Source organism: Ruegeria sp. CK3 (genome assembly GCF_056536565.1).
In genome coordinates this window covers 55,219-79,413 of sequence record NZ_JBQFPV010000013.1, presented here as the reverse complement: position 1 = coordinate 79,413, position 24,195 = coordinate 55,219, and the positions used below count along the sequence as shown (strand labels likewise).

The 24,195-nt window shown below is 59.1% G+C and carries 31 protein-coding genes; 21 read left to right on the top strand and 10 right to left on the bottom strand.

Features of this window, described 5'->3' with window-relative positions:
* The first annotated feature begins 93 nt into the window (after window positions 1-93).
* The 4 genes from fliF to fliP are packed head-to-tail and all read left to right on the top strand — an operon-like array spanning window position 94 to window position 3,284.
* Window positions 94-1,686, top strand: coding sequence for a flagellar basal-body MS-ring/collar protein FliF (fliF, locus tag ACR0C3_RS19715; protein ID WP_480760100.1), 1,593 nt, complete (start codon window positions 94-96; stop codon window positions 1,684-1,686).
* Complete coding sequence (locus ACR0C3_RS19710; RefSeq protein ID WP_480526776.1) at window positions 1,686-2,282, top strand: FliH/SctL family protein; 597 nt, start codon at window positions 1,686-1,688, stop codon at window positions 2,280-2,282. Before fliF ends, ACR0C3_RS19710 begins: the two co-directional genes overlap by 1 nt.
* Complete coding sequence (locus ACR0C3_RS19705; RefSeq protein WP_480526774.1) at window positions 2,275-2,553, top strand: FliM/FliN family flagellar motor switch protein; 279 nt, start codon at window positions 2,275-2,277, stop codon at window positions 2,551-2,553. The genes ACR0C3_RS19710 and ACR0C3_RS19705 overlap by 8 nt, the downstream gene beginning before the upstream one ends.
* The gene (gene fliP / locus ACR0C3_RS19700; protein WP_480760098.1) at window positions 2,553-3,284 is read left to right on the top strand and encodes a flagellar type III secretion system pore protein FliP; all 732 of its coding nucleotides are present in this window, start codon (window positions 2,553-2,555) and stop codon (window positions 3,282-3,284) included. Before ACR0C3_RS19705 ends, fliP begins: the two co-directional genes overlap by 1 nt.
* Window positions 3,285-3,467: 183 nt before the next feature.
* Here the strand turns inward: fliP and ACR0C3_RS19695 are convergent, their stop codons facing one another.
* Together ACR0C3_RS19695 and ACR0C3_RS19690 are read right to left on the bottom strand one after the other, a co-directional pair.
* Entirely contained in the window at window positions 3,468-4,076 is a 609-nt protein-coding gene (locus tag ACR0C3_RS19695; RefSeq protein WP_170379430.1) for an ABC transporter substrate-binding protein, read from the bottom strand.
* Window positions 4,066-4,836, bottom strand: a complete 771-nt coding sequence (locus tag ACR0C3_RS19690; protein ID WP_170379838.1) for an MlaA family lipoprotein — start codon at window positions 4,834-4,836, stop codon at window positions 4,066-4,068. The genes ACR0C3_RS19695 and ACR0C3_RS19690 overlap by 11 nt, the downstream gene beginning before the upstream one ends.
* Window positions 4,837-5,169: 333 nt before the next feature.
* Between ACR0C3_RS19690 and ACR0C3_RS19685 the strand changes: the two genes are divergently transcribed.
* Genes ACR0C3_RS19685 through ACR0C3_RS19670 form a run of 4 tightly spaced genes read left to right on the top strand, consistent with a single transcriptional unit; the run spans window position 5,170 to window position 7,912 of the window.
* Window positions 5,170-5,625 (top strand): RidA family protein, encoded by a 456-nt coding sequence (locus ACR0C3_RS19685; RefSeq protein ID WP_170459597.1) that lies wholly within the window; start codon window positions 5,170-5,172, stop codon window positions 5,623-5,625.
* Window positions 5,622-6,389: a glycerophosphodiester phosphodiesterase family protein gene (locus ACR0C3_RS19680; RefSeq protein ID WP_480760097.1), complete on the top strand. Its 768-nt coding sequence runs from the start codon at window positions 5,622-5,624 to the stop codon at window positions 6,387-6,389. Before ACR0C3_RS19685 ends, ACR0C3_RS19680 begins: the two co-directional genes overlap by 4 nt.
* A gap of 45 nt (window positions 6,390-6,434) precedes the next feature.
* A complete protein-coding gene (locus tag ACR0C3_RS19675; RefSeq protein WP_480760095.1) occupies window positions 6,435-7,622 on the top strand; it encodes a GNAT family N-acetyltransferase in 1,188 nt (395 codons plus the stop codon).
* A complete protein-coding gene (locus ACR0C3_RS19670; protein WP_170379422.1) occupies window positions 7,619-7,912 on the top strand; it encodes a 4a-hydroxytetrahydrobiopterin dehydratase in 294 nt (97 codons plus the stop codon). The genes ACR0C3_RS19675 and ACR0C3_RS19670 overlap by 4 nt, the downstream gene beginning before the upstream one ends.
* On the opposite strand, the gene ACR0C3_RS19665 is transcribed toward ACR0C3_RS19670, so the two are convergent.
* The 4 genes from ACR0C3_RS19665 to ACR0C3_RS19650 all read right to left on the bottom strand — a co-directional run bounded on the left by ACR0C3_RS19665 (window position 7,909) and on the right by ACR0C3_RS19650 (window position 9,424).
* Window positions 7,909-8,220, bottom strand: a complete 312-nt coding sequence (locus ACR0C3_RS19665) for a hypothetical protein (RefSeq protein WP_170379420.1) — start codon at window positions 8,218-8,220, stop codon at window positions 7,909-7,911. The two genes, ACR0C3_RS19670 and ACR0C3_RS19665, sit on opposite strands and share 4 nt — an antisense overlap.
* A gap of 14 nt (window positions 8,221-8,234) precedes the next feature.
* Window positions 8,235-8,579, bottom strand: a complete 345-nt coding sequence (locus tag ACR0C3_RS19660) for an EF-hand domain-containing protein (RefSeq protein WP_480760094.1) — start codon at window positions 8,577-8,579, stop codon at window positions 8,235-8,237.
* An 11-nt stretch (window positions 8,580-8,590) separates the two neighbouring features.
* On the bottom strand, window positions 8,591-8,836 hold the full coding sequence (locus ACR0C3_RS19655) for a glycine zipper 2TM domain-containing protein (RefSeq protein WP_480760092.1): 246 nt from the start codon (window positions 8,834-8,836) through the stop codon (window positions 8,591-8,593).
* A 102-nt stretch (window positions 8,837-8,938) separates the two neighbouring features.
* Window positions 8,939-9,424, bottom strand: a complete 486-nt coding sequence (locus tag ACR0C3_RS19650; protein ID WP_170379412.1) for a peroxiredoxin — start codon at window positions 9,422-9,424, stop codon at window positions 8,939-8,941.
* Between the two features lie 99 nt (window positions 9,425-9,523).
* On the opposite strand from ACR0C3_RS19650, the gene ACR0C3_RS19645 reads away from it, so the two are divergent.
* The 4 genes from ACR0C3_RS19645 to ACR0C3_RS19630 all read left to right on the top strand — a co-directional run bounded on the left by ACR0C3_RS19645 (window position 9,524) and on the right by ACR0C3_RS19630 (window position 11,998).
* Entirely contained in the window at window positions 9,524-10,735 is a 1,212-nt protein-coding gene (locus ACR0C3_RS19645) for an NAD(P)/FAD-dependent oxidoreductase (protein ID WP_480760090.1), read from the top strand.
* Window positions 10,732-11,298 carry a 16S rRNA (guanine(966)-N(2))-methyltransferase RsmD gene (gene rsmD / locus ACR0C3_RS19640; protein WP_480760088.1) on the top strand — a complete coding sequence of 189 codons (567 nt, stop codon included), beginning with the start codon at window positions 10,732-10,734 and terminating at the stop codon, window positions 11,296-11,298. The genes ACR0C3_RS19645 and rsmD overlap by 4 nt, the downstream gene beginning before the upstream one ends.
* A gap of 130 nt (window positions 11,299-11,428) precedes the next feature.
* On the top strand, window positions 11,429-11,776 hold the full coding sequence (locus ACR0C3_RS19635) for a hypothetical protein (RefSeq protein WP_170555410.1): 348 nt from the start codon (window positions 11,429-11,431) through the stop codon (window positions 11,774-11,776).
* Between the two features lie 42 nt (window positions 11,777-11,818).
* Window positions 11,819-11,998 (top strand): hypothetical protein, encoded by a 180-nt coding sequence (locus ACR0C3_RS19630; protein WP_419740772.1) that lies wholly within the window; start codon window positions 11,819-11,821, stop codon window positions 11,996-11,998.
* Here the strand turns inward: ACR0C3_RS19630 and map are convergent.
* Window positions 11,986-12,798, bottom strand: coding sequence for a type I methionyl aminopeptidase (map, locus tag ACR0C3_RS19625; RefSeq protein WP_170661907.1), 813 nt, complete (start codon window positions 12,796-12,798; stop codon window positions 11,986-11,988). The two genes, ACR0C3_RS19630 and map, sit on opposite strands and share 13 nt — an antisense overlap.
* A 191-nt stretch (window positions 12,799-12,989) precedes the next feature.
* Between map and ACR0C3_RS19620 the strand changes: the two genes are divergently transcribed.
* A complete protein-coding gene (locus ACR0C3_RS19620) occupies window positions 12,990-14,645 on the top strand; it encodes a tetratricopeptide repeat-containing sulfotransferase family protein (RefSeq protein ID WP_480760086.1) in 1,656 nt (551 codons plus the stop codon).
* Between the two features lie 99 nt (window positions 14,646-14,744).
* Window positions 14,745-15,110, top strand: a complete 366-nt coding sequence (locus tag ACR0C3_RS19615) for a hypothetical protein (protein ID WP_475219979.1) — start codon at window positions 14,745-14,747, stop codon at window positions 15,108-15,110.
* On the opposite strand, the gene sfsA is transcribed toward ACR0C3_RS19615, so the two are convergent.
* Entirely contained in the window at window positions 15,107-15,814 is a 708-nt protein-coding gene (sfsA, locus tag ACR0C3_RS19610; protein WP_480760084.1) for a DNA/RNA nuclease SfsA, read from the bottom strand. The genes ACR0C3_RS19615 and sfsA overlap by 4 nt on opposite strands.
* Before the next feature lie 51 nt (window positions 15,815-15,865).
* Here sfsA and ACR0C3_RS19605 point away from each other — a divergent pair, with 51 nt between their 5' ends.
* The 4 genes from ACR0C3_RS19605 to ACR0C3_RS19590 are packed head-to-tail and all read left to right on the top strand — an operon-like array spanning window position 15,866 to window position 18,783.
* The gene (locus ACR0C3_RS19605) at window positions 15,866-16,588 is read left to right on the top strand and encodes a competence/damage-inducible protein A (RefSeq protein ID WP_480760083.1); all 723 of its coding nucleotides are present in this window, start codon (window positions 15,866-15,868) and stop codon (window positions 16,586-16,588) included.
* A complete protein-coding gene (locus tag ACR0C3_RS19600) occupies window positions 16,585-17,295 on the top strand; it encodes a GNAT family N-acetyltransferase (RefSeq protein WP_480760082.1) in 711 nt (236 codons plus the stop codon). Before ACR0C3_RS19605 ends, ACR0C3_RS19600 begins: the two co-directional genes overlap by 4 nt.
* A 16-nt stretch (window positions 17,296-17,311) precedes the next feature.
* Window positions 17,312-17,884, top strand: a complete 573-nt coding sequence (locus ACR0C3_RS19595; protein ID WP_480760081.1) for a peroxidase-related enzyme — start codon at window positions 17,312-17,314, stop codon at window positions 17,882-17,884.
* Window positions 17,881-18,783 (top strand): OmpA family protein, encoded by a 903-nt coding sequence (locus ACR0C3_RS19590; RefSeq protein WP_480760079.1) that lies wholly within the window; start codon window positions 17,881-17,883, stop codon window positions 18,781-18,783. Before ACR0C3_RS19595 ends, ACR0C3_RS19590 begins: the two co-directional genes overlap by 4 nt.
* Before the next feature lie 63 nt (window positions 18,784-18,846).
* On the opposite strand, the gene ACR0C3_RS19585 is transcribed toward ACR0C3_RS19590, so the two are convergent.
* Window positions 18,847-19,752 (bottom strand): LysR family transcriptional regulator, encoded by a 906-nt coding sequence (locus ACR0C3_RS19585; protein ID WP_170492834.1) that lies wholly within the window; start codon window positions 19,750-19,752, stop codon window positions 18,847-18,849.
* Between the two features lie 227 nt (window positions 19,753-19,979).
* Here ACR0C3_RS19585 and ACR0C3_RS19580 point away from each other — a divergent pair, with 227 nt between their 5' ends.
* Together ACR0C3_RS19580 and ACR0C3_RS19575 are read left to right on the top strand one after the other, a co-directional pair.
* Window positions 19,980-20,420, top strand: coding sequence for a DUF4399 domain-containing protein (locus tag ACR0C3_RS19580; protein WP_170721949.1), 441 nt, complete (start codon window positions 19,980-19,982; stop codon window positions 20,418-20,420).
* A 115-nt stretch (window positions 20,421-20,535) separates the two neighbouring features.
* Window positions 20,536-21,468, top strand: coding sequence for a glycosyltransferase family 8 protein (locus ACR0C3_RS19575; protein ID WP_480542089.1), 933 nt, complete (start codon window positions 20,536-20,538; stop codon window positions 21,466-21,468).
* Between the two features lie 12 nt (window positions 21,469-21,480).
* Here the strand turns inward: ACR0C3_RS19575 and ACR0C3_RS19570 are convergent, their stop codons facing one another.
* Complete coding sequence (locus tag ACR0C3_RS19570; RefSeq protein ID WP_480760077.1) at window positions 21,481-23,508, bottom strand: 2,4-dienoyl-CoA reductase FMN-binding domain-containing protein; 2,028 nt, start codon at window positions 23,506-23,508, stop codon at window positions 21,481-21,483.
* 137 nt (window positions 23,509-23,645) lie between these two features.
* Between ACR0C3_RS19570 and ACR0C3_RS19565 the strand changes: the two genes are divergently transcribed.
* Entirely contained in the window at window positions 23,646-24,131 is a 486-nt protein-coding gene (locus ACR0C3_RS19565) for an RNA pyrophosphohydrolase (RefSeq protein WP_480760076.1), read from the top strand.
* Window positions 24,132-24,195: the final 64 nt, after the last annotated feature.

Sequence of the window (24,195 nt, the reverse complement as noted above, 5' to 3'; positions counted from 1 at the left end):
CTGTCATAACCCGGCAAGGACTAACCGATTGTTAAGGGCAATCGTTCAAACAAGGGTTGCGCCGGGCAGAATGTCGGCGAGTCGGAGGTGAGCGTGCAGCAGATCGGAACTGTCTGGGCAAGTTTTGACAGGCGAAAGCAAATCATAGTCGTCGGCGCGGTTGCGCTGGTGTTTCTGGGTGTTCTCGGGATGTCCCGTCTTGTGACGGCACCCTCTATGACCCTTCTTTATGCAGGGCTGGAAAGCGGAGCTGCGGGCGATATCGTGCGTGCACTCGATCAGCGCGGCGTCACATATGAGATCAGGGGCGGCTCAATCTTCGTGCCCGGTTCGCAGCGGGACGAGCTGCGCATGACCCTGGCCAGCGAAGGCCTGCCAGCAAATGGCAATCGTGGCTATGAGCTGCTCGATTCGCTGAGCGGGTTTGGCACCACGTCGCAGATGTTCGATGCCGCCTATTGGCGCGCAAAAGAAGGTGAGCTGGCGCGCACCATCGTCGGGGGTCCTCATGTCAATCAGGCGCGGGTGCATGTCGCGAATGGCTCGGCCAACCCGTTTCAGCGTAGCGTTGCGCCCACGGCCTCGGTCTATCTGGTTCCATCGGGCGCGCAGATAACTGGCGATCAGGCCAAGGCGATTCGCTTTCTGGTCGCCTCGGCGGTCAGCGGGCTAGCGCCGGAAAACGTGACGGTTGTGGATTCGAACGGCGCCGTGATTGGCGGAACGGACACGGCGGTTGCAGCTGACTCGGCGGATGACAAATCCCGTCAGTTGCGTGAACGCGTGCTGCGCCTTGTCGAGGCGCGCGTGGGCACCGGAAACGCTGTGGTTGAGGTCAGTGTCGACACGGTAACCAAGACCGAATCCATCCGCGAACGCCGCTTTGACCCCAAAGGGCGGGTCGCGATCAGCACGGATGTCGAGGAACGCTCGGACAGTGCGCGCAATCAGTCTAGCGATGTGACGGTTGCCTCCAACCTGCCGGATGGTGACGGCGCGGGCGGGGACGAATCGAACTCAAACGCGACGCAAACCCGCGAGCGCGTGAACTATGAGGTCTCAGAAACGGAGCTTGAGGTTCACAACATACCCGGAGCCATCAAGCGCCTGACAGTCGCAGTGTTGGTCAATGGCCTCCGGTCGGTAGATGAAAACGGGGCGGAAAGCTTTGAGCCCCTGCCTCAGACCGAGCTTGACGCGCTTGAGGAGCTGGTGGCTTCAGCCGTTGGCTTCGATGCAGCTCGGGGCGATGTGATCACGTTGAAATCGCTTGATCTGCCGGTGGTAGAGCCGCAGGGAACGCTTGTTTCGTCCTCCCTGTGGCAGAATATTCATCTGGACGCGATGTCTCTGATCCAGATGGCTGTGCTCGCGGCGGTTTCGCTGGTTCTGGCCTTGTTCGTCATTCGCCCGATCCTGATGAAACCGGCGGTAGCCTCAGCTTTGTTGCCTGCAGGTGGTGGTGAAACTCAAGGTACCCAGGTTTTGGTCGGTGAGATCGCGCCAGATGAGTCGGCTGAGTTCACGGCTCTGCCGGGGCAGGCGCAGTCGTCCGGCGTGCCGGTGCTTGGGTCGGACAGCAACGCAGATCCCGTGGATCGGTTGCGGGCGATGATTGGCGACAAACAGGAAGAAACGGTCGAAATCCTGCGCAGTTGGCTTGAAGAAGGTGAGGAGCGGGTCTGATGTCGATTGCTCACCTTCTTGAGGATTTCACCGCGCAGGTCGAAGGCGGCAAGCTGCATCTTCTGGATGAAGACGCGCTGGAGGAACAGCGCCTGGCCGCCTTCGAACAAGGCTACGGGGCCGGATGGGAAGACGCTGTTCAAGCGCAGGAGCAGAACCGGGGCCAGGTCTCGGCAGAACTGGCCAAGGCGTTGGAAGACATGTCCTTTACCTATCACGAAGCGCTGACACGTATGACCCTGTCGCTGGAGCCGATGTTCCAAAGCCTAGTGAACTTGGTGCTGCCAGATTGTATCGACCGCAGCTTTGCTCACCGCCTGTCGGAACAGCTGCAAGACATGGCACGAACCCAGATCGACCAACCCATCCAGATACTTGTGCCAGGAGGGCGCGCAGCCGAGGTCGAAGATTTGCTGTCATCGGATATGCCACAGCCCCCGCGCGTGATTGAGGATTCCTCGCTGCAACCCGGACAAGCGCGGCTGCAGGTCGGTATCTCGCGACGCGAGGTGGATTGCGTGGATCTGCTGACCTCGGTGCAGCAGGCATTTGACTCCTACATGTTTGAGGCGAAAGAGGCTTTGACCCATGACTGATACCCAATCCCAGAAAACCAACCCTTTTGATGCTGTCCCGATCGAAGTCACCGTTTCTGTCGGCCGCGCCCGCCCGCTGATCCGGGACCTGCTGAATATGGGTGAAAATGCGGTGTTGACGCTGGACAAACGGATCGAAGACCCCGTGGACCTATATGTCGGGGATCAACTGGTTGCTCGCGGTCTTCTGGAAGAGATGGATGGCGATCAGGCCGGTCAACTGGCCGTACGTCTGACCGAAATCGCGGATTTGCAGAACGGGATCGGCTGATGCGCCTGTGGCTCTGGCTGATTGTGGCGGTGGTGGCTACGCTGCCCTCGCTGGCTGCGGCTCAAGACGTGACCCTGTCGCTTGGGGAAGGTGGGTCCATCTCGGCCCGGACGATCCAGTTGATTTTGCTGATCACCGTTCTCAGCGTCGCTCCGGGGCTGGCGATCATGATCACCTGTTTTCCATTTCTGATCACGGTTCTCGCGATCCTGCGGCAGGGTATTGGGTTACAGCAATCTCCGCCGAATATGCTGATCGTCAGCCTTGCTCTCTTCCTGACCTATTTCATCATGGAGCCGGTTTTTACCGAAGCCTGGACCGTGGGTATTGAGCCTCTGATCACCGAAACGCTTGAGGTTGAAACGGCGCTGGAACGTGCCCTGAACCCGTTCCGAGAGTTCATGGCCGCGCGACTGGATGTGGAGACGTTTCAATCCATGGCCGCTCTGCGCCCCGGAGGTGAGGGGATGGTCCTGTCTCCGGATGCTCCACTTTCTGTTCTGATGCCATCCTTCATGTTGTCTGAAATCGCTCGGGCGTTTCAGATCGGGTTCCTGATTTTCCTGCCTTTTCTGATCATTGACCTAGTTGTGGCCGCCGTCTTGATGTCGATGGGCATGATGATGGTGCCGCCTGCAATCGTCTCGCTGCCGTTCAAGCTGGCGTTTTTCGTGATCGCAGATGGATGGGCTTTGATCGCCAGCGCTTTGGTCCGAAGTTACATGCCCTAGAGGGTCCGCGGGCTGGGCGTGGAGCGGGGTACAAGCTTAGTTTTAGTGAGAGCTTTGGAAAGCGGCGCATCAACTTCTGCGCGTGTTAGGTCACAAGGTAAAATAACTTTCTTGTGGGTATAGAAACGAAGACGCCTCCGACGTACAGAGCGCGGAGGCGTTTAAGCACACAAAAAGGCGGTGCTACCCGGTTCTGTTGAGGTCTTTGATCAGCTGGTTCAAGTTGCCTTTACGCGCATCCAGCATCGCCCCGATTTCGGTGCGTTCGGTCAGCAGCAAGTTCACTCCCTCAATGAACATGTTGTAGAACTTATCGCGACCGGATTTGTCAGAAACCAGGAAGGTCACGTCAAAGGGCGACGATCCCCGCAGCTTGACCGAGGTGCGCACTTCATAGCCGGCTTTGATTCGGCGCGCGTTTCGTACATCCACCTGGCCGCCAATGAATTCGCGGAATCGGCGTCCGTATTTGCGCGAGATATAGCCTTGGAACGCCTTGGTGAATTGTCTCAACTGCGCCGGAGAGGCAGAACGGGCGTCCGCCCCAAGCGCATAGCGCGCCATGATCGGAACATCAGCGTATTGCACGAAAATCTTTTCGAAATCGCGCAGCATGGCTTTTTCCGACTTGCCCGAGGCGATCACGCGGTTGATATCCGCGACAACACTGTTGACCAGCTGTTTGGCGCCCGCCTCGGTCAGGGCCAGAGCGGGCAAGGGCAGGGCAACAATAGCTGCTCCGGCCACAGAGGTTTTCAGGAAATGTCTTCGGTTTAAAGCGTTACTCAGCATAAGGGTCCTCGTAGGGGTCGAGAAGGGGGTCACTAACAGGGTCGGTTCCGGCGTCGGCATATGGATCGTTGTAGAGATCCAAGAAGGCGTCCTCGTCGTCGCGTGCCAATTCGAAGCGGCGGTTTTGCAGGTAGATCAGTCGGGCCTGCGCATAGCTGTCGGCACTTTCGTAGAGAATCGAGTCCACTGTATCAGAAAAACGACCCCGATCCCCCATCCGACGTACGACTTCGGCATAAACCCCCAGGTTGTCCGCAGGGCGTACCGGCGTGAAGTTGATAGGGTTCGAGAACAGATTGATTATAACGCCTACAGCGTCGCGGGTGGTCGATGGGCCATAGAAAGGCAGCTCAACATAGGCGCCTTCCCCAACACCCCAGACGTGCAAGGTTTCGCCGAAATCCGTATCGACAGGGGGCAGGTTCAGCTCATCTGCGGGTGCCGACAGGCCAAAGCCACCGACGGTCATGTTAATCACGAACCGCAACAAGGCGTTGCCCATTTGCTTGGGGTTTCCCTGCAGCAGGTAATCCACCGCTTGACCGGGCAGAGAGATGTTTTCCGCAAAGGTACTGAAGCTGGTCACCATCGGATCAGGGACGATCTTCACATAGCCTTTCGAGGCCGGGCGAAACAGAAACCGGTCGACGCCAAGGTTGAACTTGTGAATGCCCCTGTTGGCGTTTTCATAGGGGTCGAAAATCTCTCCCCGAGCAGCCTGTTCCGGGGGTTGCGTCGCACAGGCCGACAACACAGCCATAAGTGACAGAACAACAAGATGTTTGAAGCCAAATTTGCTCAACACGGTCTTAGCTACTCCAATACGGCCCGGCACGACTCTTGGGCGATCAATCAATACCTGCGTGTCCAACCGACACAAGTTGTTGTCACATAGAGGTTTCAGAGCTTGAATGAAACACATAGCGTTAAACCCGGTAAATCAACGAAGGTAAAGTGACACGACTTCAACAGTTCGAAATAGGACAGGATATGCCCACTGAACGCGACGGTCAGAAAAATCGGTTTCCGGCTTTCCCAGCGGCATCATCCCGGTTAGCGTCCGCCCGAGTCGATTTTGGGTGAGGACAATCACATGAGCATCTCGGAAAAACTGCAAAGCCTGGGCGTATCGCTGCCAGACGCACCGGCCCCGGCCGCAAACTATGTGCCTTTCGTGCGCGTGGGCAATATCGTCTATGTCTCGGGTCAGATTTCCAAAGCGGACGACCTGATCACCGGCAAACTGGGCGATGACATGGATGTCGACGCGGGTGCAGCGGCGGCAAAGGTCTGTGCGATCAACCTGCTGGCTCAGGTCAAAGCGGCCTGCGATGGGGATATCGAGAAGCTGGTACGGGTGATCAAGCTGACCGGTTTTGTGAACTCGACTGCTGATTTCACCGCGCAGCCGCAGGTGATCAACGGTGCGTCCGATTTCCTGGTTGAGGCGCTGGGCGAGGCGGGTCGTCATTCCCGCTCGGCGGTTAGCGCTGCATCACTGCCGCTGGGTGTTGCTGTCGAAATCGAAGGTATTTTCGAAGTCCAATGACACCTGCTCTGCCGCCTGTGTTCCTTGAGGCCCCGATCTCGCACCGGGCGCTGCATGACAAAACAAATAACCGCCCGGAAAACAGCCGGGCGGCCATTCGTGCCGCGATCGATGCCGGTTACGGGATCGAGATTGACCTGCAGCGGACCTCGGACAACCGTGCGATGGTGTTTCATGACTACGACATGGCGCGTCTGACCGGGCAGTCTGGACCGATCCAGCAGGTCTCGGCCGCGCGGGCGCAGGCCACGCAGCTGCTGCATGCCGAGGATGGCATTCCCACCCTCGACGCTGTGCTTGAGATGGTCGCGGGCAAAGTCCCGCTGCTGATTGAGCTCAAGGATCAGGACGGAGCCATGGGCACCAATGTCGGCCCGCTTGAGGCGGACGCTGTGCGGGCGCTAGAAGGCTACGACGGTCCAGTGGCGTTGATGTCATTCAACCCCAACAGCGTGGCCGAGCTTGCCCGCCTGGCCCCGCGTGTGCCACGTGGGATCGTGACTTGTTCCTACAAGCCCAAGGTCGAACTGTTGCCGCAATCGGTGTGCGATCACCTGCGCGATATTCCCGATTTCGACCGGGTTGGGGCCAGTTTCATCAGCCATGAGGTTCATGATCTGGACCGCCCGCGCGTGGCCGAGCTGAAAGCGCGCGGTGTGCCGATTCTGTGTTGGACGGTAAAGTCGCATGAACAAGAGGCAGAGGCCCGCGCCGTTGCCGACAATGTGACCTTTGAGGGGTATCTGGCCAAGCATCCGGGTTGAACCTGTCGCACCTCGTCACAGATAAAGACCAGACGCGGAGGGCACATGGATCAGGCGCAGATCGAAATTCAGGTACTTGGATCACTCTCGCAAATCTCTGCGGCCGAGTGGGATGCCTGCGCTTGCCCCGAAACAGCAGATGGCGGGCATCCGCTGGATCCCTTTACCACGCACCGGTTTTTGCTGGCTCTGGAAAATAGCAGCTCGGTTGGGCGGGGCACCGGGTGGCAGCCTCAATATCTGACGGCCTACCTGGATGGGATGTTGATCGCGGCGGCGCCGATGTATGCCAAATCGCACAGTCAGGGTGAGTATATCTTCGACCACAGCTGGGCCCATGCGTACGAAAACGCGGGCGGGCGGTACTATCCCAAACTACAGATTGCGGCCCCTTTCACGCCCGCCACCGGGCGGCGCTTTCTGGTGCGCCCGGGATATGAAGGGATTGGGATGTCTGCGCTGGTGCAGGGCGCTGTGCAACTGGCGGCAGACAATCAGGTCTCGTCGCTTCACGCGACCTTCTGCACTGAGGATGAGGCGCTGGCGGGTGAGCAGATGGGCCTGATGCTGCGCAGCTCACAGCAGTTTCATTGGTTGAATGACGATTACGCGGATTTCGACGGCTTTCTGGCGGCGTTGTCCTCGCGCAAGCGCAAGAATATCCGCAAGGAGCGTGCTCAGGCCAATGGCTTCGGTGGTGAGATCCGTACCTTGTCCGGTGATGACCTGCGGCCCGAGCATTGGGATGCCTTCTGGCGGTTCTATCAGGACACCGGCGCGCGCAAATGGGGATCACCTTACCTGACGCGCCAGTTCTTTGATATCGCGCAGGAAACGATGGCCGGTGATATGGCTTTGGTGCTGGCAGAACGCGATGGGTATCCCATTGCGGGGGCACTGAATTTCATCGGGCGTGAGACGCTCTATGGTCGCTATTGGGGCTGTGTGGAACATCATGCCTGCCTGCATTTCGAGCTGTGCTATTATAGGGCGATCGACTTTGCCATCGCGCATGGCATGCAAAGGGTCGAAGCCGGAGCGCAAGGTGAACACAAGCTTGCACGTGGCTACCTGCCAACACGCACGCACAGCCTTCATTGGATTGCCGATCCGGGATTCGCCGATGCCGTCAAAAAATTTCTGGACGCCGAAGGCCGCGCGGTGGGAGAAGAGATTGAGATTCTGACGGATTACGGTCCGTTCAGAAAATCGAACCCGGAGGAACAGCAATGACCGAGCTTTTGTCGACCGAGACCCGTGGCCCCCTTCTTGATCCGCTGTTCAACAATGGCTGGACGATGGTTGAAGGCCGGGATGCGATCACCAAAACGTTCATCTTTGATAATTTCGTCGCGGCCTTTGGATGGATGACCCAAGTGGCGATCTGGGCCGAAAAATGGAACCACCATCCCGAATGGTCCAACGTCTACCGCACGGTTGAGGTCGTGCTGTCCACCCATGACGTCGGCGGGTTGTCTTCGCTGGATGCGAAACTGGCGCGCAAGATGGACGGACTGGTCTAGTCGCGATCCTGTCCGGACCCGATGCCGCCAGCCAAGGATGCCGTGATCGCCATCTGGCGGAACTCATCCGGCGTGACCGTGCCACTACTTACGTCGATATTGCCCGGAATGCGGGTCGTTTTGTTGCCGATAGACCGGACACTGCGCGCCGCTGGGTTGATGTCCAGACACCGCCTCTCATAGCAGGTCAGCCCGCTGGTGTTGATCTGAATACGGGCCTGCCCGTCGGGACCGGTCACAACCGGGGCCTGCGGTACGTCACAAGCGGCCAATACGGCCAGCGCGCCGATCCAGATCCATCTGTTCATCTCACCCTCCGGGGTTAGTCCAACCGGCCGTTTCCATCCTTGTCCGCAGAGTCGAAATCGTTGCTCATCTGCGCATCGTATTCCGTCCTTGAGATAAGGCTGTCGCCGTTCCGGTCAACGTCCTGAAATTGCTTTATGTCCAGGAAGGGTTTGGCCTCGGACAGGCCGAGCGTGCCGTTCTTGTCTTCGTCCATCGCCTGAAAGGCGTAGTCTGAAAAGGCATTGAACTCGTCCTTGGACAGGAAGCCATCATTGTTCGCATCGATGGCTGTCAGCTCTTTTTCATTCAACTCTGCCACGTCGTCCGAAGCTGCGGCACTGGCCATCACAAGCGCGGTGATACAGAATATTCTTTTCATAGCCGTCCCCCTCAACATGCGAATCTTGCGCCACTGATACTTCCGGTAGCCGCACCTGCACCCGTCAGAATGGACTTGCCTGAACCGCCTCCGAACTGATTGCCGATTGCACCTCCGATCAACGCGCCACCCAAGGTACCGCTCAGGCAGGCGATTTCATGTTGCCGTGCCGCTTGTTGCTGTGGTGTCGGGGCCGGGCCGCAAGCTGCAAGAAGGCTTGCGCCGCCCATAATGAGTGAAATGGCTTTGAGATACATAAACATACTCCCCAGCTATGTGCCTTTGATAATCGCACACTGGGGAGTTGTATCAAGTCAAATTGGGTTCGGACGGCCCGGCTTAGCCGGTGCCGAACAGCGTCAGATTACTTCGAGCAAGCCTTCACCGGCGGAAATCTCGCAAGCGCCGGGGCTTTCTTCCAAGTTTAGCGCAGTGACCTTGCCGTCTTCGACCAGCATCGCATAACGCTGCGAACGCGCCAGCAGCCCGGCTGGTGGGGCGTCGAAATCCATGCCGATGGCCTTTGTGAACTCGGACGCGGCGTCGCCCAGCAGGGTCAGGCCGGCCTCGGTTGCGCCGGTCGCTTCGCCCCAGGCTTTCATCACGAACGGGTCGTTCACGGAAATGCAGATGATCTCATCCACGCCCTTGGCTTCGAACTGATCCTTGGTGCGCATGAAGCTGGGCACATGGGCCGAATGACAGGTTGGCGTGAACGCGCCGGGAACGGCAAAGATCACCACTTTGCGGCCCGCGGTTTTGTCGGAAATCCGAACCTCTTCGGGGCCTTCCGCACCCATTTGGGTCAGCGTGGCGTCGGGCAGCATCTCACCTGTCGTAATCATTTATCAGCTCCTGTCGTTTGGATTTGCAGAGTCGGGCTATGCCGCAATATAGGTGGTCGGACAGAAGTAACCATTAGAATTCGACAGGGTGTGATGAACATGAGCCATATTGTCGTGATCGGCGCCGGGCAGGCCGGATCGTCGCTTGTTGCAAAGCTGCGCAAGGATGGGTTTGAAGGTGATATCACCCTCATCGGGGCCGAGCCGCATCTGCCCTACCAGCGCCCACCCTTGTCCAAGGCCTATCTGCTGGGCGAGATGGAGCTGGAGCGTCTGTTCCTGCGCCCCGAAAGCTTCTACGCCGACAACAACATCACCCTGCGTCTGGGGCAGCGTGTCACTGCGATTGACCCCAAGGCCAAGACCGTAACCGTGGGGGATGAGGTCATCTCCTATGACGAACTGGCGCTTACCACCGGGTCGGATCCGCGCTACCTACCTGCCTCTATCGGAGGAGATCTTCAGGGCGTTCATGTGGTACGTGATCTGGCTCATATCGACGAGATGGAGCCTCGGGTCACTGAAGGCGCGCGCGCTCTGATCGTGGGCGGTGGTTATATCGGGCTTGAGGCCGCAGCCGTGTGTGCCAAGCGCGGGGTTAAGGTAACGCTGGTAGAAATGGCCGAGCGTATCCTGCAACGCGTCGCCGCCAAGGAAACCAGCGACTATTTCCGCGCGCTGCATACGGGTCACGGCGCGGACATCCGCGAGGGTGTGGGCCTTGATCGCCTGGTCGGTGAAAACGGCAAGGTGGTCGGCGCGGTTCTGACGGATGGAACCGAAATCGAGGTTGATTTTGTGGTCGTCGGCGTTGGCATCGCGCCGTCCAGCCAACTGGCCGAGATGGCCGGGCTTGAGCTGGACAACGGCATCAAAACCGACACGCATGGCCGCACCTCTGATCCGTCGATCTGGGCGGCGGGGGATTGCGCCTCTTTCCCGCATGGCGAGGGGCGTATTCGTTTGGAAAGCGTGCCCAACGCAATCGATCAGGCTGAGATCGTTGCTCAGAACATGCTGGGGGGGGCCAAGGACTACACTGCGACGCCGTGGTTCTGGTCGGATCAGTATGATGTCAAGCTGCAGATTGCAGGCCTGAACACCGGCTATGATCGGGTTGTGACCCGCCGGGGCGAAGGTCAGACCGTGTCGTTCTGGTACTACAAGGGTGACCAGCTGATTGCGGTCGACGCGATGAACGACCCGCGCGCCTATATGGTTGGCAAGCGCCTGATCGACGCGGGCAAAACCGCGGATCCCGCTGTGGTGGCCGATCCGGCTGCGGATCTGAAACCGCTGCTCAAAGCGTGAGGATCATCGCCGGAGAGTTCCGGGGTCATGCCTTGGCCTCGGTCGGCAAAGGGGATGCGGGTGCCCATTTGCGTCCCACCACCGACCGAGTGCGTGAAAGCCTGTTCAACGTCCTGAGCCATCAGATCGATTTTGACGGTCTGCGTGTATTGGACCTGTTCGCAGGCACCGGCGCGCTGGGGCTTGAGGCGCTATCGCGCGGGGCTGACCACATCACCTTTGTGGATGACGGGCGTGTGGCGCAGGGCCTGATCCGCAAGAATATCGACCTGACCCGCAGCGCTGACCGGACCGATCTGATCCGCCGGGATGCGACGCGTTTGGGTGAAAACCCCAATGCGCCCTACGACCTGATCTTTCTGGACCCGCCTTACGGCAAGTCTCTGGGCCAAAAAGCGCTGGCCAAGGCGTCCGAGGCAGGATGGATCGCTGAGGGGGCGTTTATCGTGTGGGAAGAAAACGCCCCGATGCAGGCACCGGATGGATTCCAGTTGTTGGACAGTCGAAAATACGGCGACACGCATATCTCACTGATGCTTCAATCACTTGATCATGTGGGTTGATCCTGACCGTCCTAATTCGTTTTTAAATTGAATTGGGGTGGCCAGCAATTTGACGCATCTCCGCCAAAATTGCGGCCAAATTCGCCTCTACGCGCCGTAGAAACGCGGAACAACCCTTAAAGGACTCTCTATGCTTTTCAGAGCTGCCCTGACCTCGGCCATCTTGCTGAGCTCCTCCCCTGTTGTTGCAGGGCAAACAAAACTCGATGCGAATGACTTTATGGTCAATTGCACCTCGTCCGTGGATCAGTCGAGCGTGACTCTGGCCCGTTCGGGCGGGTCCAATAAGGGCTACATCATGGCCGGAGAGCTGCAGGGCGAGGCGGACATTCTGCCGGGTTTGGACAACCTGACGTTTTTGCTGATTCAGGATGGTCAGGTCGTCAACTTTGCCGTTGATCTTGTGAGCCTCGAATATGACATGATGATCAAAGGCACTTCACAGCGATTTGACAGGGGCAGCTGCACGCCATCGTGATCCGGTTTTGAGGCGCGGACCGGTTTGTGCTAGGCTTCTGGTATGGACCGCGCCCTACCGCCCTTGTTCTGGGGTTTGGCTCAGGACACTGACACAGAAACCGGCCCGCCGCGCAAACCTGCACGCGCGCCGGTGTTAATCCACGACGCGATCACGCCGTGGGGGGCTGAGACGATGCTGTTGAAAGTGCTACGGGATCAGGCTGCCGATCACGAAGAATAGGTCGGATGGAACTTGCCGCCGGGTGACAGGGTAAAGAGCTCAACCCCATTTGCGGTTACACCGACCGAATGTTCGAACTGTGCCGAGAGCGACTTGTCGCGGGTCACAGCTGTCCAGTCATCGGCCAGCGTTTTGGTCTCGGGACGCCCCAAATTGACCATCGGTTCGATGGTAAAGAACATCCCTTCTTCCAGTACGGAACCGGTTCCGGGGCGGCCATAGTGCAGCACGTTTGGCGGCGCGTGGAACACCCGGCCAAGCCCGTGACCGCAGAAATCGCGGACTACACTCATGCGGTGTGCTTCCACATAGGACTGAATCGCGTGGCCGATATCGCCGAACGTGTTGCCCGGCTTGACCATCTCGATGCCTTTGAACAGTGCATCATGGGTGACCTGAATCAGACGCTCCGCCTTGCGCGGCAGTTTGCCTGCGACATACATCCGCGAGGTATCGCCGAACCAGCCGTCCACGATGACGGTGACGTCGATGTTCAGGATATCCCCGTCCTTGAGCTTTTTCTCACCGGGAATGCCGTGGCAGACCACGTGGTTCACACTGATACAGCTGGCGTGCTGGTAGCCCTTATAGCCAATCGTGGCCGAAGTCGCGCCCGCGTCCTCGACCATCTGGGTGATGATCCCGTCGATCGCACCGGTGGTTTGGCCGGGGAAGACATGTTGCGCGATGTCATCCAGTATCCGCGCGGCCAAAGCCCCTGCCGCATGCATGCCGGCAAAGTCACCTTGTTCGTAAATGCGGATACCGTCCTTGGTCAGGCGGCCACGGTGTTCTTTCATGGATGCAAGGCTCCAAATGTTTCGCGCAGTGTTCTATTTACGCTGCTTGTGCAGAAAGTTCCAGAGGGTGCAGCGTCGCAGGGCTGAACCTAGGATGCTTGACGATCCGATCCCAGGTGGACGCGTACAGCGATATAAACTAGCACGGGTAAGATAGTTCGCGGGCGCTTAAATAGAAGAAGGGCAGTCAGATGCAGAAAGCCGACCAGCTGAGGGCCGAGATTGCCACCATTAGTGAAATGCTCAAGACCGGCCGTGCTGACCGGGCACTGAAGCGTGCGGTCAAGGCCGGGAAGAAATGGCCCAAAATGCCAGCGTTTCCGCAGATGGCAGGTCTTGCATGCATTCACCAAGGGGACTTCAAACAGGCACAGACCCATCTGGAGCGCGCCTGGAAGATGGAGCCGGAGAACCCCGACCTGATCCAGAATTTCGGGCTGAGCCTTGTTCAGGGCGGCGATGCTGGCAAGGCATTGACCCTGATGAATAAAGTTGCGGCCAAGGCCCCTCTGACCCCGCCGCAACGCTATGTGCGCTCCATGGCCCTGTTGCAGGAGCGTCAGCTGAGCGAGGCGCTGGTGGATGTTGATGAGGTTCTGCGCCACCAAAACGGCAATCTACAGGCCCATTGCCTGAAGGCCGATATTCTGGATGAGATGCACCAATGGGATCAGGCCATCGACGTCCTATTGGCCGTGGCCGAGAAGCATCCGAAATTCCACTACGGTCAGCTACGACTGGCCAAGGGTCTGGTCGGTTTGGGGCGTATGTCTGAGGCGCTGACCTATGGCCGCGCCGCCCTTGCGCTGGCGCCCGAGGATCCCGAAACGCTGGAATTTGTTGCAACTCTGCCGAACTTGTCAGCTGAGGATCGGGCCGATTTGCAGGCTCGGACCTCCAAACTGCTTGAGGCGGGCAATGCCAACCGCGAGGCCGCAGCCACGGTGCATTTTGCCGCCGCCAGCCTTGCGAAAAAGGATGGCGATACCGCGACCGAGATGCTTCAGCTGCGCAAGGCGCATGATCAGTTACAGCATGGGTTTAAAAGCTGGGAAACCCGGGCCGAGAAAGCCTGCCGCCAGCGGCTGAGCGCGCCTCTGCCCGCCCCCGCCTCAGCGCCGCGCACCGATATACCGCTCCCGGTGTTTGTGGTCGGATTGCCACGCTCCGGCACCACTCTGATCGAGCGGATTCTGGCCTCACACTCCACCGTTCAGGGGTTGGGAGAGTTGGCGGGCGTGCACCACTGGGCCCGCAAGACTGAAAGCCAACCGGGTGCTGGAAGTGACGCACAGGAGCTGGCCGATTACTACGCGGGTAATTTGCCCCAGACGGCGGAAGGAACACGCGCCTTTATCGATAAGGCTCCGGGGAATTATGCGTTTCTGGGGCCGATTGCGCAGGCCTTCCCGAACGCGGTAATCCTGAACGTCATGCGCGATCCGCGCGATGTGGCGCTGTCGATGTGGCGGACGCATTTCGGAGCGGGTGGCCTGTATTACACGCATGATCTGAGCTGGATGGCAGCCGAAGCCAACCGCTATCGCCGCTATATTCAGCACTGGCATGCCGTGCTTCCGGGGCGGGTCCATGACATAAGCTACGAGCATCTGGTGAATAATCTGGAGGACGGTGCCAAGGAGCTGGCCCGGCTCTGCGACTTGCCTTTTGAACAGGCGATGCTGTCGCCCGACAAATCCTCGGATGCGATCAGAACGGCCAGCAACCTTCAGGCCCGTAAACCCGTCAACACGGCTTCGGTCGGGGGGTGGCAGGTTGTGGCCGATCACTTGGCACCGTTTGTGAAGGGGTTGGACGCCGATCTTTGGCCTGAAATTCACAAGTAGAAGTTCAAATCTCGTTGATCATCCCGCCCGCGCGTGGCCATCCGCGCCGCTTTGCGGCACGGTGCAAAGTAGAATACATCAGCGGGATCAGGGGCTGAGATGGTCAGAGCGATTACTGCTCTTCTGGTCGTTCTGACCTGCGGTTGCCGCGAAGAGGTGACGATGCTGACGCAGGATCAGCTTACGGCGCTTTTGGTACAGGATCGCAAGATTGCCCTGAACCGCGCGGGCGTCACTGGCACCGCAAGCGTGAACGCCGACCAAAGCTTTGTCGCTGAGATTCCTCGCCTGGGCCGGGACACCGGTGTTTGGTGGTTGGAGGGCGACAGGATCTGCAGTCACTGGAAGACGTTCCGCAAAGATCAAGACCTCTGCGCTGTGGTGGGGCAGGTTGAGGATGGTACCTACCGCGGTTACACACCGGGGCGAGGCTCTTATCTAGGAAAGTTTACGATCCTGCCTTAACCGATAGACCACACCTTTGTCGCATCGACATCGATCCCCTGTGGCGAGATGGCGGTGCCGACCACCAACCGCTCAACCCCCTGCGCTTGCGCTGCCTCAAAGGCCACCGAATAGGCCGGGTCGATACCGGCGGCCAGCGCGAAGCGGTCGCAATCGGTGCGTTGCACCAGATACAGCATGATCGCGCGGTGGCCCTGTTCGGCCATGGCGGCCAGTTCATGCAGATGTTTGGTGCCGCGGGCGGTGACGCTGTCGGGGAACTCGGCAAGACCGGGCTGGCGAGAGAGGGTGACGCTTTTGACCTCGACATAGGCAACCGGCAGGCCGGGCTGGGTCAGCAGGAAATCAATGCGGCTGTTCTGGCCGTATTTGACTTCGGCCCGGACGGTTTCATAAGCGGCCAGTTCGGGGATTTCGCCGCCCTCCAACGCCGCGCGCAGTGCCCGGTTCGGCACCGAAGTGTCGACGCCTGTGAAATGGCCATTCTTGTGATCAACCAGCCGCCAGCCGTATTTCAGCTTTTTCTTCGGATCGTCATTGGGTTCCAACCAGATTTTCTCACCCGGTTCAGCCAATCCCATCATCGAGCCCGGATTGGCGCAATGGGCTGTCACCTCGCGCCCATCCTCTAGCGTGCAATCGGCCAGAAAGCGTTTATAGCGGCGGATCAGGCGGGCGGGGACAAGGGGGGTTTCAAATCTCATGCCCCACGGCCTATACCTGCCCCAACAGCCGATCAAGAGGGGGCGCGCGCCATGGCCAATCCAACCGCTGCAATGCTTGTCATCGGGGATGAAATCCTCTCGGGCCGGACGCGCGATGCGAATATGCATTACCTTGCGGGTGAACTGACCAAGCATGGCATCGACCTGAAAGAAGTGCGTATTGTAAGCGATGACGCCCCGGCGATCGAGGCGGCGGTCAAGGCGCTGTCGGGGTCCTACGACAATGTCTTCACCAGCGGGGGCATCGGGCCGACACATGACGATATCACCGCCGATTGCATCGCCCGCGCTTTTGACACCCCGATTGACGTGCGCGACGATGCGCGCGCGCTGTTGCAGGCGCATTACGAAAAGTCAGGGCTGGAGTTGAATGAGGCCCGCCTGCGTATGGCCCGCATTCCTGATGGGGCCGCGCTGATCGACAATCCGGTCTCAACCGCGCCCGGATTCACCATCGAAAATGTGCATGTGATGGCCGGGGTGCCCTCAGTATTCCAAGCCATGGTAGCCAGTGTCTTGCCGGGTCTGACGGGCGGCAACCCGCTATTGTCGCAGACCTTGCGGGTGGATCGGGGCGAAGGCGACATTGCTGCCACGCTGTCTGCACTGGCCGAGGCGTTCTCGGACCTGTCCATCGGCTGCTATCCGTTTCAAATCAACGGGGTCTTCGGCGCGAACGTGGTGATCCGGGGCACCGAGGGTGCGCGCATCGACGCGGCCATGACCCAACTGGCAAAAGAGCTCGAGTTGTGAGCATCAACTGGCCCGACATTGTTGACGGAACATGGCCCGCTGCGCGCTATGAGGCCCTTGGCCCCTTCCGCCTGCGCGAAGGGCAGGGGGGTGGTTCGCGCGTGTCTGCCGCCAATGCGCTGGGTGACGCGACCGAGGTCGATATTCTCGCGGCCGAGGGTGCCATGCGGACCATGGGCCAGAAACGCATCTTTTGCCTTTGGCCCGATGACCACAAGCTCGACGCCCAACTGGAAGCGCGCGGCTATGAGGTACTGGACCCGGTCAACATCTACGCTTGCCCGCCGGAACAGCTGACTGATCAGCCTCTGCCCCGCGTGACCGCGTTCGACATTTGGCCCCCGCTTGCAGTCATGGAGGAGATCTGGGCCAAGGGCGGTATCGGCCCTGAACGTCTGGCAGTGATGGAGCGTGCTGCGGGCCCCAAGACCGCGTTCCTATTGCGGCATTCTGATCGCCCGGCAGGAACGGTGTTCATGGCGATGCAGGGCGATGTGGCCATGGTGCATGCGCTTGAAATCTTGCCCGATCACCGCCGCCAGGGTCTGGGCCAATGGGCCATGCGGGCAGCAGCCTTCTGGGCGCGGGACAATGGGACGAAAACGCTCAGCGTGATCTGTACAAAGGCCAACGACGGGGCGAATGGCCTTTACCGCGCGCTCGGGATGGAGATTGTCGGGGAATACCATTATCGTCAACGTGTCTAAGGAGTTAAGAAAGCCCGTGACCCAGACTGATCTACCCACCGCGCTGAACCTGCCCATGGCCGACCCATTGCCGCCCGAGACGCAGAAATACTTTGATGTCTGCCTCGAAAAGCTGGGCATGGTGCCGAATGTGCTGAAGGCCTACGCGTTCGATATCGACAAGCTGAACGCCTTCACGGCCATGTATAACGACCTGATGCTGGCAGATAGCGGGCTGTCCAAGCTCGAACGTGAGATGATCGCGGTGGTCGTGTCCTCGATCAACAAGTGCTTCTACTGCCTTGTTGCTCATGGTGCTGCCGTCAGGCAGATGTCCGGTGATCCGCAATTGGGCGAGATGCTGGTGATGAACTACCGCACCGCCCCTCTGGATGCGCGGCAGCGTGCGATGTTGGATTTTGCGGCCAAGATGACCACCGCAAGCGCCGAGATTGAAGAAGCTGATCGCCAGCACTTGCGCGATCAGGGTTTCAGTGACCGGGATATCTGGGACATCGCCAACGTCACCGGGTTCTTCAACATGTCCAATCGGGTGGCCAGTGCCACCGCCATGGCGCCCAACCCCGAATATCACGCGCAAGCCCGATGATCCGACGCCTCGCCCTTTCCTTTTGTCTGACGGCCGGGCCGGTTCTGGCGCAAGATCTGACCCTGCCCGCCAGCGCGCGTCAGATCAGCGAGAGGACCTCGCCGCTGGACAGCTATGAGCTGCCCACAGGGCCCGTTGCAGATGGAATAGTCCCGTCCCGCACGGTTGAGGGGCGGGTCGAGCGGCTGACATGGCGCTTGCAGGCTGGCTCTAGCACGACTCTGCAATTGCTTGCTCCGCTACGGGATCAGCTCGTGGCGCAAGGCTTTGACATCCTGTTTGAATGTGAGGCCCGGACCTGTGGCGGGTTCGATTTCCGCTTCGGAACCGAGGTGGTGCCAACGCCGGATATGTATGTCGCTATTCGCGACTATCGTTTTCTGTCCGCCACCAAAGGCGATGAAGCGCTCAGCCTGCTGGTCAGCCGCAACCCGCCGGATGGCTACGTGCAACTGATCCGCGTCGCACCCGTTGATGCGCCGGACCCAACGCCTGTGGTCGTTGAGCAATCCGCCAGCGGAACCGAAGGCCTTTTGGATGCTTTGCAGCAGTCGGGCCACGTGATTCTGGACGATTTGCATTTCCGCACCGGCGAGGTGGCGCTGGGCGACGGCCCGTTCGCCTCATTGTCGTTGCTGGCGCAGTTCTTGGCCGACAATCCGTCAACCCGGTTGGCGTTGGTCGGGCATACTGATGATACCGGCACGTTGCAGGCCAATACAAAGGTCAGCACCGAACGGGCGCAGGCCGTGCGCGCCCGCCTGATCGACACGCATGGCGTCGCGGCGGATCGGATCGAGGCACAGGGTGTGGGATATCTTGCTCCGCTGACCTCGAACGCGACACCAGAAGGGCGCGATCTGAACCGTAGGGTTGAGGCTGTCTTGCTGGTCAATTGACGTGTCTGCACAAAAAAAGACCCGCACGAAGAACGCACGGGCCAATCCAGTTCACCGGGAGAATTACCAGTCCATCGCGCCTTTTTCGGAATAAGCGTCAACGAGGAAGTCTATGAAGGCCCGTACCTTGGGCTGAGTGAAGCGGCCTGGAGGATAGACCGCGTAGATGCCTTGCACTTCGTCCGGCAAGGATGGCATTGCATCCACAACCTCACCTGATTTCAGCGCATCGGCATAGAGGTAACTGGGCAGATAGGCGATCCCGAGGCCCGAGACCGCCGCGTTCAACAGCGATTGGCCGTCATTCACGCTGAGCCAACCGGCCGTGCGCACCTGACGTTTCTCGCCCGACGGGGCAGTCAGGCGCCAGACATTGCCCGAGGATTGGCTGGAATAGTGCAGCAGCTTGTGTTCGTTCAGATCGTCGATCTTCTGCGGCCGTCCGTATTTCTCGATATAGCTAGGGGCTGCGACCATGCGCTTGATCGTCTCGGTAAGCTTACGAGCGCGTAGGGTGCTGTCTTCCAGCTCTCCGATGCGAACGGCGACGTCAAAACCCTCGGAGATCAGTTCCACGTAGCGGTTATTGAGCACCATGTTCACCGTAATGTCGGGATAAGTGGCCAGAAAATCTGACAGCACGGGCGACAGGTGATTGACCCCGAAATCCGTCGCCACGCTGATCCGCAGCAGGCCAGAAGGGGCCGATTGCATCGCGGTGACCAGCGAATCCGCCTCACCCGCGTCGTTCAACACCCGACGGGCGCGGTCATAATAGGCCAACCCAATCTCGGTCGGAGAAACGCGGCGTGTGGTCCGGTTGAGCAGTCGTGCCCCCAGCCGCGATTCGAGGCTGGACACGTGCTTGGAAACGGCTGATTTGGAGATACCCATCTTCTTGGCCGCATCGGTGAAGCCACCTTGGTCCACCACGTTGGCAAAGGCTTCCATTTCCGTCAGTCGATCCATTCTCGTTCCCCAGGTCTTGCTACTTGCAACGACTTTGCCCTTCAATCTGGGCGGAATCGGGGCGGACATGGGATAATATCAGGGTTTTGAATCGGATCGTTTGCGTATCAGAAACGCGGAAACAGTTGTTTCCCGCGATGGTGATCGCCCTGCAAACGGGCGTTTTCTGGAAAATATTCAAGATGTGCTAGGTTTAGAATGGCATTTTTGTGACGAGGGAGGAGATCATGAAAGCCATTTTTACAGCCATTTCAGTTGCTCTGTTTGCCACAGCTGTCGGGGCGCAGGAACAAACGCCATCCGCGCCGGGCGCGCAGGTCTATTTCGCGAACCTTGCGGATGGCGACACAGTGCAATCACCGGTCACGGTGGTCTTTGGCCTCAGCGGCATGGGCGTTGCGCCTGCCGGGACCGAAGCGGACAATACCGGCCACCACCACCTGCTGATCAACCGCCCGCCGCTGGGTCAGGGCGAAGACGGCGCGGATGAGTTGCTTTACGGGTTGCCCGCAGACGACAACCACATGCATTTCGGCGGTGGCCAGACCGAGGTCACTCTGGATCTGCCCGCAGGTCAGCACACGCTACAACTGGTTCTGGGCGATGCTGGACACGTGCCGCACAACCCGCCCATTGTATCCGAAGTGATTACGATTTCGGTCGAATAAGGGGGCGCCGGGTAACGCCGCAAAGCACGAGTTTTGAGGGCCGCTAAGGGTTTGAAGTGCCTGCTATTCGCTGCTATTCCTTCTCATCACATTGACGTGATCAAGGGGGGGCGCGATGCAGGTGGTCTATGGCGTGAACAGGTCTTTTCTGTTCCCGGCTCTGCTTTCCGCATATTCCGCTGTCAAAAACGCCAGCAAGCCTTTGGATGTGACAATCTTCGGGCAGGATTTCACAGACGAAGACATTGCGATTGTTGAGCAGGTCAATCAATCCCTCACGGGAGGGACGATTTCTTACCAGAAATTCGATCTGGAAAATCTGCCAGGCTTTTCCGAGTATAAGACGAAGTTCCCTGCGATCACGATGCTGCCTTTGTTTCTGCCCCAGCTTTGCGAAAAGCGCTGCGTTTTTGTGGATGCGGACACTCTGGTTGTTTCGGATGTTTGGGAATTGCTGGACATGGACCTTGAAGGGCAGCCCTTTGCCGCTTGTGTGGATATGGGGTTGGTGACGCTTGGCGGAGGGGATTTTCTGCGCCCCTCCCTGCAGCAGATTTTCAGACCGGGACGCGAGCATAAAAAGTCACTCAGCCGTGTGAGCAAGAGCATTAGGTTGGGGTTCATACCGGGCGAAGGGTATTTCAATGCCGGTATCATGGTGATGGACTGTTCGGCCATTCATGGCGATCGTGAATTACGTGAAATTAGCGATTTCGAGAAGCTGGTTCCGCACATTCCCTACCTGCCCGAACAGGACAGAATGAACCAATTGTTTCACGGTCGCTGGTTTCGCTTGCCTATTCAGTGGAACACGCGGCCTCAGATCTGGTTTGACGCGCACAGTCCGAAATACCGGAAAATGTCTAAGACGTTCCGCAAACATCTGAGTGATGCAAACAGAACTCCGAAAATCTGGCACTATGTCGGTGGCAAAAAACCTTGGCGCGCGACGCGAATGGCGCGCCTGCTGTTCCATCGCGCCTACCGCGACTACGAAACCTACATGGCCCGATTCGAGAAAGAGACAGGCCTGACCTATACCATGTAGACCTCAGAGCCCCTACATTGCGGCGGCCAGACGGGTGCCCTGATTGATCGCCCGTTTCGCATCCAATTCCGCCGCAACATCTGCGCCACCAATCACATGCGGCGTGATCCCGCGTTCGATCAGGGCGTCTGCAAGGCTGCGCTCGGACAGTTGACCGGAACACAGAACGATGGTGTCCGCAGCAATCAGCGTCGGGTCAGCGCGTTCTTCGCCAAAGCTGATATGCAGGCCGTCATCGTCGATATGCTCGTAGTTCACGCCGCCGACGAAGTTGACGTTTTTCATCTTGAGCGTCGCGCGGTGAATCCAACCGGTGGTCTTGCCCAAGCCTTTACCATGCGCCTGTTTCTTGCGCTGCAGCAGAGTCACCTGACGTGCTGGGGCTGCAGGCTGAGGGCCTTCCGGTGCGAGGCCCGAGCGGTGCCGTTCCGGGTCGGTTACGCCCCATTCCTTCATCCAGGCAGGCAGGTCGGTGGTGATGCTGTGACCGTCCTCCAGCAGGAACTCGGATACGTCAAAGCCGATACCGCCAGCGCCGATCACGGCGACGGATTTGCCGACCTCTGCTTTCTCGCGCAGCACGTCGATATAGCTGATGACGTTGTCGCGGTCCTGACCGGGGATTTCCGGATCACGTGGGATAACGCCGGTGGCAATGACGACTTCGTCAAAGCCGGTCAGGTCGTCGGCGCTAACCTCGCGGTTCAGTTCCACCTTCACGCCCAGATCATCCATCATGGTGCGGTACCAGTCGACCAGCCCCCAGAATTCCTCTTTCCCCGGCACCTGTTTCGCCATGTTCAACTGTCCACCGATCTCCGACGCGCGATCGAACAGCGTGACGTCATGGCCGCGCTGGGCGGCGGTCATGGCGGTAGACAGGCCGGCCGGCCCAGCGCCCACAATGGCAACGGTCTTGCGCGTCTCGGCCTTGCCAATGACCAGTTCGGTTTCATGGCAGGCACGCGGGTTGACCAGACAGGAGGTCAGCTTTCCGCCGAACGTGTGGTCCAGGCAGGCCTGGTTGCAGGCGATACACGGCGCGATCTGCGCGGACTGACCGGCAATCGCCTTGTTGACAAAATCCGCATCCGCCAGCATCGGACGCGCCAGCGAAACCATGTCGGCGCAGCCGGTCGACAGAACCTCTTCTGCGACCTCGGGCGTATTGATCCGGTTCGAGGTGATCACCGGGATGCCAACCTTACCCATCAGCTTTTTGGTCACCCAGGCAAAGGCGGCACGCGGAACGCTGGTTGCGATGGTGGGAATCCGCGCCTCGTGCCAGCCGATGCCGGTGTTGATGATCGTGGCGCCGGCTTGTTCGATCCGCTGTGCAAGTTCGACCACCTCTTCGTGGGTCGAGCCATTCGGGACCAGATCGATCATCGACAGGCGATAGATGATGATGAAATCTGTACCCACAGCCTCACGCGTGCGCCGCACGACCTCGATCGGCAGGCGCATCCGGTTTTCGTATGAGCCGCCCCAGCGATCCTCGCGTTTGTTGGTGTGGGTCACGAGGAACTGGTTCAGGAAATACCCCTCAGAGCCCATGATCTCGACCCCATCATAGCCCGCCTTCTGGGCGAGGATCGCAGCGTTCACAATGTCGCTGATCTGCTTCTCGATCCCCTCTTCGTCCAACTCACTGGGCGGGAACGGAGAAATCGGGGATTTCACCGGGCTGGGTGCCACGCATTTTGGGCCGTAGGCATAGCGCCCTGCATGCAGAATTTGCATCGCGATCTTGCCGCCCGCCTCATGCACGCGGTCGGTCACAATAGAATGGTTCGTCACGTCCTTGTCTGTGGTCATCATCGCTGCACCCGGCAGGACCGAACCTTCGAGGTTCGGGCCAATCCCGCCCGTCACCATCAGAGCCACGCCCCCGCGTGCGCGATCCGCATAGAACTCGGCCACGCGGTTCCAGTCGCCGGTTTCTTCCAACCCGGTATGCATCGAGCCCATCAGCACGCGGTTCTTCAACGTGGTAAAGCCCAGGTCCAGCGGGGCCAGCATGTTTGGGTACGCAGTCATGGCGAACTCTCCCTTCCGAAGTTGAGGAATAGATTGACGTTCGCGTAAACATTGTCACGCGAAACCTAACGTCATCCCCTTTGCGCCCGTCGCGCGGCTTGATAGAGAGGTCGCGAACCCTATCCAAGAGGCCTCGCATGACCCCGGAAGAGATCGCCAAACTGCCCTATCGCCCCTGTGTCGGTCTGATGCTGATGAATGCCGAGGGCAAGATTTTCGTGGGGCAGCGCAATGACCTCCACAAGGACGCGTGGCAGATGCCTCAGGGCGGGGTGGACAAGGGCGAAGACCCCCGCGACGCAGCGCTGCGCGAGCTGTGGGAAGAAACTGGCGTGACTGCTGATCTGGTCGAGGTCGTGGCCGAGACTGACGGCTGGTTGCCCTATGATCTGCCCCACGACATCGTCCCAAAAATCTGGAAAGGCCGTTATCGCGGGCAAGAGCAGAAATGGTTTCTGCTGCGCTTCAACGGCCATGACGACCAGATCAATATTGCAACGGATCATCCCGAATTCACCAGCTGGAAATGGCAGGCCCCGGATCAACTGGTCGAAGAAATCGTTCCGTTTAAGCGCGCGGTCTACGAGCAGGTGATTGCGGGTTTTGCGGATCATCTGAGCTGATCACCAGCCTGCACGTTGCCGTGAGGGGGCGTGGTTCGGGTCAAGGCGTGCCTCTAGCTTGGAG